Origin of the sequence: uncultured Maribacter sp., assembly GCF_963975365.1 — a bacterium.
Taxonomy (GTDB): Bacteria; Bacteroidota; Bacteroidia; order Flavobacteriales; family Flavobacteriaceae; genus Maribacter.
Genome location: NZ_CAXBGF010000011.1, coordinates 68,971 through 81,084, shown reverse-complemented (window position 1 = coordinate 81,084; position 12,114 = coordinate 68,971). Strand labels below are relative to the sequence as shown.

Annotated in this window: 8 protein-coding genes and 1 tRNA gene; 7 read left to right on the top strand and 2 right to left on the bottom strand. The window is 36.0% G+C overall.

All coding sequences use genetic code 11. The features are described 5' to 3' along the window. Positions 1–144: 144 nt before the first annotated feature. Both AACZ49_RS12965 and AACZ49_RS12960 read left to right on the top strand, forming a co-directional pair. Positions 145–215, top strand: a tRNA-Gln gene (locus AACZ49_RS12965). A gap of 229 nt (positions 216–444) precedes the next feature. Next, entirely contained in the window at positions 445–777 is a 333-nt protein-coding gene (locus AACZ49_RS12960; RefSeq protein WP_339655598.1) for a hypothetical protein, read from the top strand. A gap of 47 nt (positions 778–824) precedes the next feature. Here AACZ49_RS12960 and AACZ49_RS12955 read toward each other — a convergent pair whose 3' ends face one another. After that, on the bottom strand, positions 825–2,150 hold the full coding sequence (locus AACZ49_RS12955; RefSeq protein WP_339655596.1) for a cation:proton antiporter: 1,326 nt from the start codon (positions 2,148–2,150) through the stop codon (positions 825–827). 218 nt (positions 2,151–2,368) lie between these two features. Here AACZ49_RS12955 and rimP point away from each other — a divergent pair, with 218 nt between their 5' ends. From rimP to infB, 3 genes are read left to right on the top strand one after another with little or no spacing between them, the layout of a single operon-like run. Beyond that, complete coding sequence (gene rimP / locus AACZ49_RS12950) at positions 2,369–2,830, top strand: ribosome assembly cofactor RimP (RefSeq protein ID WP_339655594.1); 462 nt, start codon at positions 2,369–2,371, stop codon at positions 2,828–2,830. Between the two features lie 12 nt (positions 2,831–2,842). Further along, positions 2,843–4,075: a transcription termination factor NusA gene (nusA, locus tag AACZ49_RS12945; protein ID WP_091623603.1), complete on the top strand. Its 1,233-nt coding sequence runs from the start codon at positions 2,843–2,845 to the stop codon at positions 4,073–4,075. 42 nt (positions 4,076–4,117) lie between these two features. Then, positions 4,118–6,931: a translation initiation factor IF-2 gene (gene infB / locus AACZ49_RS12940; RefSeq protein WP_339655589.1), complete on the top strand. Its 2,814-nt coding sequence runs from the start codon at positions 4,118–4,120 to the stop codon at positions 6,929–6,931. Positions 6,932–6,985: 54 nt separating this feature from the next. Here infB and AACZ49_RS12935 read toward each other — a convergent pair whose 3' ends face one another. Further along, a complete protein-coding gene (locus tag AACZ49_RS12935; protein WP_339655586.1) occupies positions 6,986–7,357 on the bottom strand; it encodes an SPOR domain-containing protein in 372 nt (123 codons plus the stop codon). Positions 7,358–7,588: 231 nt separating this feature from the next. Here AACZ49_RS12935 and AACZ49_RS12930 point away from each other — a divergent pair, with 231 nt between their 5' ends. Continuing rightward, positions 7,589–8,959, top strand: a complete 1,371-nt coding sequence (locus AACZ49_RS12930; protein ID WP_339655583.1) for a c-type cytochrome — start codon at positions 7,589–7,591, stop codon at positions 8,957–8,959. A gap of 35 nt (positions 8,960–8,994) precedes the next feature. Beyond that, positions 8,995–12,114, top strand: coding sequence for a TAT-variant-translocated molybdopterin oxidoreductase (locus tag AACZ49_RS12925; protein WP_339655580.1), 3,120 nt, complete (start codon positions 8,995–8,997; stop codon positions 12,112–12,114).

The following is a 12,114-nucleotide window of genomic DNA, read 5'->3' as shown; positions in this document are numbered from 1 at the left end:
GCGAATTTACTAATTTATATAGATAAGTTTGCACTATTTTCATAAACCTTTAACAGGGTGAAAGCATTATTTTTTAATTTTTACATTAAAAAATGTTTGGTGAAACCAAACTTTGTTTTAAATTTGCACCCTCTTAGAAGGTATTGGCCCATGGTGTAATGGTAACACTTCGGTTTTTGGTACCGTCATTCAAGGTTCGAGTCCTTGTGGGCCAACTAATGAGAACAAAGAAAATCCTGATATCATTTGATGTCGGGATTTTTGTTTTTACTAGCCTAAGTATGCATTAAGATTGAATTGCGCTATCGTTGCTTATGTGAAGAAATGACTTTTTATATGTCCGTATTTTTGTACATTTAAACTAATAACGTTAGTAATTCATCGGAAAAGAATCCATTTCGATGTTGTTTTGTCATAATTTAGTGTCCTAAATAATCTTGGCCTATGAATCTTTCTCCAAAAGTTTTAAAAATTTTACTGATTATTGTGTTGCTTGGATTTGGTATTGGATTTTACTTGCAGGATTTGAAGCATGAAGAAAGTACTGCACATGCATGGAAAGCGAACCGTTATAATTTAGATAGGTTCAATAAAATCATGGAATACAATAAAAAAATGAATTCCACTAACTGGAGGGTTTTGCGAGACAGTATCGATCAGCAATTAGATACGCTTATGATTCTTCGTTTTAGAAAAGAAGTAGATAGTCTAAGCAATAACCAGCTGGAAGCTCAAAGCGATCAGGTAGAGGTTCATGCGTCGTTTGGTCCTCAATAAGATTTTAAAATTAAAATCAAACACCCCTATTTTAGGTTGATTTTATGTTAAATAGGGTCTTCTTTTGAAGCTTGCTGTGTTTTTTCAATACTATGATTGTTAGACAAATCCATTTCAGAATCACGTAATACATCTTCCGCTAAATTACGTCCCAATATTTCTTTGTCTATTTCGTCTAGTATGGTTCCCATTTTACGTTTGTCACGAATCATAGCCCAGGTCATGACTAAGCTGGTTGCGATAATCACAAATAACAATATTCCCGATTCAAATCCTTCTATTTGAGCTTCCAGTGGTATAGCATAAAAAAGTAATACAGTTATTAATCCTCTAGGGGCAATAAATAGTTGGGGCAGTATGTCTTTTCCAATAAAGATTATTAGAACAATAAAGCGTATGGCGTATATGGAGGCAATAATGAGTAAACTGACTATTGCTACATTAACGCTTAATAGGGTTGCAAGTACAATTGTGATTCCGAATATGACAAAAAAGAAGGTGCGAACAACAAATGCGGTTTCTAATGTTATTATATGCAATTCATGATATATTTGTTGCATTCGTTCAGATTCCAAGAAAATTTTTGTCTTCCCAGGGAAAAATAGGTTTACATTCTTTACAATTAAACCGAATACGAGAATTATAATCAAAGAGGATAAGTGCATTTTTTTTCCAATTGCGTAAAGCAACAGTAATATCGATATGAGTAAAAATTGTTTTGCTTGACTTTTAATACGTTGAAATATTAATATGATGGCATAGCTCGCGACAATTGCAATTACGATGGTTAAGATTAAATTTCCTGCAAAACCGGCAACACCTGCATCTTCTGCAGGATTTAGTTTACCTGCTAAGAAATAGAACATCATAATACCCATGATGTCAGAAAATGTACTTTCATAAATATGAAATTCTTTTTTAGCTTCTGTAAGTCCGCCAACACTAGGTATAATTATAGCGCTTGAAAGAATGGAAAGTGGTGTAGCATAAAGCAAAGCGGATTGCATGGTCATGTTAGGGATGAGCTGATATAGAATTAGTGCTGCAATGTAGGCCGAAGCAATCAAGCCAATTAAAGCGATTGCCATGGATCTAAGAATAGGCCATAATTTTTCTTTCTTCAATTCTAGCTCTAAGGCAGCTTCAAGTACAATCATAATTAAGCCTACTGTTCCTAATATTTCCAAGGAACCTTTAAAATGTGGTATTTCAGGAATGAAAAATCCTAGACCTATTTTTATAAGAATACCTAAAACAATTAGCATTAAAACGGCAGGTATATTGGTTTTTTTTGAAATACCATTAAATAAGAATGACAATACAACAATAAGAGATGCGCCAATGATTAGATTATATGAGGATAGAATTTCCACTTGGTTATGTTTTGGTTGACATTCAGCTAAAAATAATATAAAATCTAACCTTGCTTCCTTTTTAATTGGTTGTTTTTTATTTGATTGTTTTAGTTCTGAACGAATTAGCAAGTGAAACGGTATTGTAGGAAATTAAATTTATTGTATATTTGCAATCTGAAAGGATATAAAAGTATTCATGAGGGGACATTAGTCCCCTCTTTTATTACTTATTATTTATGCTAAAGGAAAAAGTAAAAGAATTATTGGAGCAAGGTCTTGAAGAAGACACATCCCTGTTTTTGATTGATTTTACAATGGGTGCTGAAAATAGTATTCACGTTGTAATAGACGGAGATTATGGTGTTACGGTAAGTGACTGTGTGAAAATTAGCAGGGCTATCGAGCATAATTTAGATCGAGACGAGTATGATTTTTCACTTGAAGTTGCTTCTGCAGGTGCTTCCGCCCCATTGGTAATTCCCCGTCAATATTTAAAGAATGTTGGAAGGAAGCTTGATGTTCAAACGAAGGATCAAAAATTTGAAGGTATTTTAACCTCCGTGAATGATGACTCTATAGTTTTGGAGTGGAAGGTAAGAGAACCTAAGCCTATTGGTAAAGGAAAGGTGACTGTTCAGAAAAAAGAAGAAGTAAATTTTTCAGATATTATTAAAGCAAAAGTTGTATTAAAATTTTAATTGTAATTACCAATGGAAAATATTGCGTTAATTGAATCTTTCTCGGAGTTTAAGGACGATAAGTTCATAGACAGGGTAACGTTGATGGCCATTTTGGAAGATGTTTTCAGAAATGCACTAAAGAAGAAGTTTGGTTCAGATGATAACTTTGATATCATTATTAATCCAGATAAAGGGGATTTGGAAATTTGGCGTAACCGTATAGTGGTTAACGATGGTGAGGTTGAAGAGCCAAATGAGGAAATTTCATTATCTGCAGCTCGTAAAATAGAGCCAGATTTTGAAGTTGGTGAAGATGTATCGGAAGAGGTGAAATTAATTGACTTGGGAAGAAGAGCCATATTGGCATTACGTCAAAATCTTATTTCAAAAATCCATGAGCATGACAATACAACTATTTATAAACACTTTAAGGATTTAGAGGGTGAGATCTATACTGCAGAAGTTCATCATATTCGTCATAAGGCAATAATTTTATTAGATGATGAAGGAAATGAAATTATTCTTCCTAAAGATAGACAGATACCATCTGACTTTTTCCGTAAAGGAGATAACGTTAGAGGAGTAATCGAAAGCGTTGAATTGAAAGGGGCAAAACCTACAATTATAATGTCGAGAAGTTCACCTAAATTTTTGGAGCAATTATTCTTCCAAGAAATACCAGAGGTTTTTGATGGTTTAATTACAGTAAAGAAAGTTGTTCGTATTCCTGGTGAAAAGGCAAAAGTTGCTGTGGACTCTTATGATGATCGTATCGATCCAGTAGGTGCTTGTGTAGGTATGAAAGGTTCTAGAATTCACGGTATTGTTCGTGAATTGGGTAATGAGAATATAGATGTTATTAATTGGACGGCTAACCCTCAATTATTGGTTACTAGAGCTTTGAGTCCTGCGAGAGTTTCATCTGTTAAATTAAACGAAGAGAAAAAGACTGCTCAAGTTTACTTGAAGCCAGAGGAGGTTTCGAAGGCTATAGGTAGAGGAGGTCATAATATTAGATTAGCAGGTCAGTTGACCGGTTATGAGATTGATGTGTTCCGTGAAGGGGTAGAGGAAGATGTTGAATTGACAGAGTTCTCTGATGAAATCGATGCTTGGATTATTGAAGAATTCAAGAAGATAGGAATGGATACGGCTCGCAGTGTCTTGGAGCAAGATGTTGCAGATTTAGTGAAACGTACTGATTTAGAAGAGGAAACTATTTTAGAAGTTGTGCGAATCCTAAAAGAAGAATTAGAAGATTAGCTATATATTAGCACTTAAATAAAAGAACGGGAATCAGTATTTATGGCAGACAATGCAAAAATAAGGCTTAATAAAGTTCTTCGTGAACTTAATATTTCCTTGGACAGGGCAGTGGACTTTCTTAATGGGAAAGGACATGATGTGGAAGCGAGGCCTACCACAAAAATTTCCGACGATGTTTATCAAGTATTGCTTGACGAGTTCCAAACGGATAAGAGCAAAAAGGTTGCATCTAAGGAAGTCGGAGAGGAAAAGCGTAAGGAGAAAGAGGCAATTCGTGTTCAATTGGAAAAAGAGCAAGAGGATCGTCGTTTGGCACGTGAGCGTAGAAATATCGAGACTGAACAGAGTACTTTAGTTGGTAAGGTTGAACTTGCTGGCCCTAAAATGGTAGGTAAAATTGACCTTAATCCAAAGAAGAAAAAGGAAGAGCCTGCTAAAGAAGAGCCTGCTAAAGAAGAGCCAAAAGTAGAGGAAAAGATTGAAGCAAAGGTAGAGGTCAAAGAAAGCCCTAAGGTTGTAGAAGAAAAGCCTAAAGAAGTTCCAGTTGTTCCAAAAGTTGAAGTTAAGAAGGAAGAGCTTAAAGTTGAAGAGCCTAAAGTTGAGATTGCTAAAAAGGTAGAGGTTAAAAAAGAGGCTCCAAAAGAACCTAAGGTAGAGGTTGTGGCAGAATCTGATGAACCAAAAACAATAGAGACTCAATATCAAAAGCTTACCGGACCGAAAATTGCAGGTGAGAAAATTGATCTTAGCAAATTCGAAAAGCCAAAGAAAAAGAAAGAGGAAAGAAAGCCTGCTGATAAAGCAAGTGTTGATCGTAAAAAGAGAAGAAGAAGAATTGTAACAAAGAATCCTTCTGGACCAGGTCAAACAAGAACAGCTCCAAATACAGCAGACCGTAATAAAGGGAGAGGTCGATTTACACCTGTAGTAAAAGTAGAGCCTACGGAAGAAGATGTACAAAAACAGGTACGGGAAACCTTAGAAAAACTTCAAGGTAAGTCTAAAAAGGGTAAAGGTGCTAAATATAGAAGAAGTAAAAGAGATCTGCACCGTGAGCAAACGGAGAAGGATCTTGAACAACAAGAATTAGAGAACAAAGTACTGAAGGTTACCGAGTTCGTTACTGCAACTGAGGTTGCTACTATGATGGGTGTTTCTACCACCGAAATTATTTCGGCTTGTATGTCCTTGGGTATAATGGTGACAATGAATCAACGTTTAGATGCTGAAACCTTGTCTATTGTAGCTGAAGAGTTCGGTTATGAAGTTGATTTTGTAACAGCTGATATTGAGGAAAGTATAGTTGAAGTTGCTGATGCTCCTGAAGATTTAAAACCAAGGGCTCCAATCGTAACTGTAATGGGTCATGTTGATCACGGTAAAACTTCTTTATTGGATTATATTCGTAAAGAGAATGTTATTGCAGGTGAAAGTGGAGGTATTACTCAGCATATTGGTGCTTATGGGGTTACTTTGGAAAATGGGGAGCGAATAGCTTTCTTAGACACACCAGGCCACGAAGCATTTACAGCTATGCGTGCTAGAGGTGCTCAAGTTACTGATATTGCTATTATTGTAGTTGCTGCCGATGATGACATTATGCCACAAACGAAAGAAGCTATTAGTCATGCGCAAGCGGCTGGTGTTCCCATCGTTTTTGCAATAAATAAAATTGATAAATCAACTTCTAACCCTGATAAGATTAAGGAGGGTTTAGCGCAAATGAATTTGTTGGTAGAGGATTGGGGTGGTAAAATTCAATCTCATGATATCTCTGCAAAAACAGGTTTAGGTGTTAAAGAATTATTAGAAAAAGTATTACTTGAAGCTGAAATCTTAGAGTTAAAGGCAAATCCTGATAAACGTGCATCTGGTACGGTTGTAGAGGCTTTTTTAGATAAAGGTAAGGGTTATGTGTCTACGGTTTTGGTTCAGTCGGGTACTCTTAAAATAGGTGATTATGTTTTAGCTGGTACCACAAGTGGCAAGATTAAGGCGATGCAGGATGAAAGAGGTAAATCTGTTACAGAAGTAGGTCCTTCTCGACCAATATCTATATTAGGTCTTGATGGTGCTTCACAAGCTGGAGATAAGTTTTATGTTTTAGAAGATGAACGTGAGGCTAAGCAAATTGCTTCTCGAAGATCGCAATTACAGCGAGAGCAATCGGTAAGAACACAACGTCATATAACACTTGATGAAATTGGAAGAAGAATCGCCTTAGGTGAGTTTAAAGAACTTAACATTATTCTTAAAGGTGATGTTGATGGTTCTGTTGAAGCATTGACTGATTCATTCCAAAAATTGTCTACAGATGAAATCCAAGTAAATATTATACATAAGGCGGTTGGACCTATTACGGAGTCAGACGTATTATTGGCTTCTGCTTCAGATGCGGTAATTATTGGCTTTAATGTTAGGCCAATGGGTAATGCTAAGGCAATTGCTGAGAAAGAGGAAATAGACATCCGTATGTATTCTATAATATATGCAGCTATTAACGATCTTAAAGACGCCATGGAAGGTATGTTATCTCCGGTGATGAAAGAAGAGATTTCTGGTACTGCTGAAATTAGAGAGACATTCAAGATTTCTAAGATTGGTACTATTGCTGGTTGTATGGTTACTAGTGGAAAAATCTTTAGAAATTCTAATATCCGATTAATACGTGATGGTGTGGTTATATACACTGGTACACTATCTTCTTTAAAACGATTTAAGGACGATGTTAGAGAGGTAGCTAAAGGATACGATTGTGGACTTCAGGTTAAAAACTATAATGACATTGTAGAAGGTGATATTGTAGAGGCATTCCAAGAAGTTGCTGTTAAGAAGAAGTTGAAGTCTAAATAAGAATTTATTAAAAATCAGTTAAGCTGGTTTAAATAAGATTCAAAAAAAATCGACCTAATTGGTCGATTTTTTTGGTTTTAATAACATCGCATCGGGATATTTAATACGTACCTCATTGAACTTTCTTTCGGCATCTAGTTTTGATGTGAATCGACCAACACGTACTCTATAAGTAGGTGAGTCAAAATCTATTTTTGAAGGTAGATCAGGAAAATCTTCCTCAATATTTGCTTTTATGCGCTGTGCTTTCTCGTAGTCTCCAAAGCCAACTTGTATTCTGTAGTATTCATTATTGCTTAATGAAGATTTATATATCTCAAGCAATTGGTCGATTTTTTCATCTTGTTGAATGTTTACTTTGGCGCTTTGTGAAAAGCTAAAATGAGTAAAACATGTAAAAAACACTACTGTACTTAGTATTTTCATAGCCTATTTGTAGTTTTATTTTGAATCATTACAAAAGTAATTTATTAAGGATCAAACAAATAAATCAGAGTTTATTTAGAATATTTCTAAATTATAAATTATAAATACATTAACATTTTCCAAATAAAGTCTATGTCGTATTTTTGTCTCCGATTTAGGCATTTGATGGATATTAATAGGTTTCATCTATGACCAAAATCATGCCAAGATTCCGATAGAAATATTCGATATATGAAAAAGGTTCCATACCGAAATCAGTTTTCTAAAATTTTAGGATTATCCCTAATTGTATTTTTACTTTTTGCAAGTTCATTAACTGCACAGGAGGTTGCTGTCGATGCGACAGCGACAGAAGCTGTGGCTGTTGGTGGTGACGCTGTTAAGGGTAAGTCTTTGTTTAATCAGAACTGTGCTGCCTGTCATGCGTTGAATCGTAAAATGACTGGACCTGCATTAGCAAATGTAGAAAGTAGGTTGAATGAAGATGAGGGATTAGAAAAAGATTGGTTATATAGTTGGATAAAAAATAGTCCAGGTGTAATTAAGTCTGGTGATGCTTATGCCAATAAGTTGTATGCTGAATATAATCAGGCTGCAATGACTGCTTTTCCAACTTTGTCCAATAGTGATATTGATGATATTTTAGCGTATACTGCGGCTCCGGCGCCTGCACCCGCTACTGTTGCTGGTGGTGATGTTCAGTCTAGCTCTTCAGGGTCTGCGAATTCATCAGGTGTGTCTAGTGAAATTATCTTAGGTGCTTTAGTGTTGGTTTTTGGACTTCTTGTAATTATGTTGTTGCTGGTAAATAAAACATTGCAACGTATAGCTCAAGCTAATGGTATTGTCATCGAAAAGGAGAATGCTGAAAAAAGGACTCCGATTTGGAAAGCCTTCGCTAAAAATCAATTTTTAGTATTGGTAACCGCAATATTCCTTTTGTTGGGTAGTGCTTATTTTGCTTACGGATGGATGATGCAGGTGGGTGTTGATCAAGGTTATGCTCCAATTCAACCTATACATTATTCTCATAAGATTCATGCTGGGGATAATAAGATTGAATGTAAGTATTGTCACTCTTCTGCGAGAGTTTCTAAACATTCAGGAATTCCTTCTTTGAATGTTTGTATGAATTGTCATAAGTCTATTTATGAATATGCAGGTAATCCAGAAGGTCCTTCTAAGGAGGATATTGCAAATGGTTATACGAATGAGTTTTATACAGGGGAAATTAAGAAATTATATAAAGCTGTCGGTTGGGATGAAGAGAGTCAAAAATACACTGGCGTAAGTCAGCCTGTAGAGTGGGTTCGTATTCACAACCTTCCAGATTTTGCATATTTTAATCACTCACAGCATGTTTCTGTTGCTGGTGTTGAATGTCAAACATGTCACGGTCCTGTTGAAGAAATGGAAATAATGTATCAATATTCTCCATTAACAATGGGTTGGTGTGTAGATTGTCACCGAGAAACTAATGTTAAGGTCGAGGGTAATGGGTATTACGAAAAAATTCATGCTGAACTTTCTAAGAAGTATGGTGTAGATAATTTGACAGCTGCTCAATTGGGTGGTCTAGAATGTGGAAAGTGTCATTATTAATAATAAATTAAAGAAGCTAATTACAGATAATACGTATGGCATCAAACAAAAAATATTGGAAAAACGAAGCGGAGTTAAATCCTAACGATTCCATTGTTGAGGCGCTAAAGCAGAACGAATTTGTAGAGCAGATTCCTGTTGATGATTTCTTGGGTGACAAGGAAACTTTGTCTTCCACAAATACAAATCGTAGGGATTTCTTGAAGTATGTTGGTTTTAGTACAGCTGCGGCTTCTTTGGCTGCCTGTGAAGGTCCGGTTATTAAATCGATACCTTATGTTGTGCTTCCAGAAAATATAGTTCCAGGTGTTGCTAATTATTATGCAACTACAATTGCCAATGGTTTTGACTTTGCGAGTATTTTAATAAAAACAAGGGAAGGTCGACCAATCAAAGTTGAGAATAATACTTTGGCTAAAGTTGGTGGTTCTGCTAATGCAAGAGTTCAAGGTTCTGTACTTTCTTTGTATGATAGTACTAGATTGCAAGGTCCAGTTGCAAATGGTGAGCCAGTTGAATGGGATGTGCTAAATGCTACGATTAAATCTAAAATGGGCGGACTTAAGGGTTCTTCAAAGAAGATTGCTCTGTTGACTCAAACCTATGCAAGTCCATCTACGGATCGTTTGTTGGCTGACTTGATGTTGACGAATGAAAATGTAGTTCATGTTACTTATGATCCTATTTCTGAGGATGCTGCTTTAACTGCATTTGAACATAAATATAGTGAGCGTGCCTTGGCGGATTATGATTTCGAGAAAGCAGGTTTAATTGTTTCTTTCGGTGCTGATTTTCTTTCAGATTGGCAAGGTGGAGGTTACGATTCGGGTTATTCTAGAGGTCGTGTTCCTAAGAAAGGGAAAATGTCTAGGCATGTGCAGTTAGAAGCTAATATGTCTTTAACCGGTGCTAATGCCGACAAGCGTATAGCTATGAAGCCAAGTGCTCAAAAAGTGGTATTGGCTAAGTTGTACGGAAAATTAAACGGTACTGCTGTAGGTGGTAATACTTCAGAATATGATGCCGCGGTTGATATGTTGGCTGCTGAAATTAAAAATGCTGGATCAGATGCTGTTGTAGTAACTGGTTTAGATGATGTTAATGCACAGGCTGTTGTTTTGGCAATTAATGAAATGTTGTCAAGTAAAGCTTTTGATGTAACTGCACCTAAATATATTAGAAAAGGTAATGTTAAGGCTGTGAATTCTTTAATTGCTGATATGAAAGCAGGAAGAATTGGAGCGTTAATGATTGATGGTGTAAACCCAGTATATTCTTTACCGAATTCAGCAGATTTTAAAGAAGGACTTTCTAAGGTTGATCTTACTGTTGCTTTTTCGACAAATTGGAATGAAACTACTGAGGCTGTGCAATATGTTGCGGCAACAAATCACTATTTAGAGTCTTGGGGTGATATTCAGATTAAAAAGGGGCATTATAGTTTAATGCAGCCTACTATAAAAGAATTATTTGATACGAAGCAGTTTCAAACAGTAATATTAGAATTGTTAGGAAGTGATCAATCGTATTATGATTATATAAAACAAACATGGACTGATAATGTATTGAACGGTGAAAACTGGAATCAAGCATTGCAAGATGGTGTTTTTATCGCTGAAACCATGATGGTTGATGCCGTTGGTTCTACTTTAAATTCTATTTCGTCAGAAGAAGTGTCTGAAGTGGTAGGTTTAGCGCCAATTGCTTCTGCAATTCATAGTCTGGTCAATACAACTAGTGATGGAATGGAACTTACTTTGTATTCAAAAGTAGGTATGGGTGATGGTCAGCAAGCTAGTAATCCATGGCTTCAGGAATTCCCTGATCCAATAACAAGAGTTTCTTGGGATAATTATGTGACTATTTCAAAAGCTGATGCTCTTGAGTTGGGTGTTGAGAACGTGAATGTCGCTAATGGCGGTATGGATGGTAATTATGTTAAGCTTACTGTTAATGGTGTAAGTTTAGACCAAGTGCCTGTAGTTGTTCAACCTGGTCAAGCGAAAGGTTCTGTGGGTCTTTCTTTTGGTTATGGTAAAAAAATAGGATTGAAGAAGGATATGCAAACGGGTGTAAATGCCTTTATGTTGTATGAAGGCTTTAGTGCCAATCAATCTGTAAGTGTAGAAAAAGTTTCAGGTAATCATGAGTTTGCTTGTATTCAATTACACAAAACTCTTATGGGTAGAGGGGATATTATAAAGGAAACAACTTTAGAAATATTCAATACAAAGGATCATTCAGAATGGAACGAAGTTCCTATGGTTTCTTTGGATCATCAAGAAGTTCCTGCAACATCGGTTGATTTATGGGATAGTTTTGATCGTAAAATCGGTCATCATTTCAATATGTCTATCGATTTAAATGCATGTACGGGTTGTGGTTCATGTGTTATTGCATGTCATGCTGAAAATAACGTACCGGTTGTTGGTAAGGCAGAGGTGAGAAAGTCAAGAGATATGCATTGGTTGCGTATTGATAGATATTATTCTTCTGAAGAGACTTTTGAACAAGATGATACGAAGAAAGATGAATTTGATGGCTTAACTGGCGATAAAGGATCATTAAGTGGTTTTGGTGAATTAGAGGATCCATCTGAAAATCCACAAGTTGCCTTTCAACCTGTAATGTGTCAGCATTGTAATCATGCGCCTTGTGAAACTGTTTGTCCTGTGGCGGCAACTTCTCATGGTAGACAAGGTCAGAATCAAATGGCTTATAACCGATGTGTGGGTACAAGATATTGTGCAAACAACTGTCCTTATAAAGTACGTAGATTTAACTGGTTCTTGTATAATAACAATGATGAGTTTGATTTTCATATGAATAATGATTTGGGTAAAATGGTATTAAACCCAGATGTTAATGTTCGTTCTAGAGGGGTGATTGAAAAATGTTCAATGTGTATTCAAAAAACACAAAAGACTATTTTAGATGCCAAACGAGATGGACGAGTAATCGAAGATGGAGAGTTTCAAACTGCGTGTTCTTCAGCTTGTAGTAATGGAGCCATTGTATTTGGTGATGTTAATGATGAGAAGAGTAAAGTGGCAGAATTAAAGGAGAGTGACCGCATGTATCATTTATTGGAGCATGTAGGTACTCAACCAAATGTTTTCTACCATGTTAAGGTTAGAAACACCAACGAAGCATAA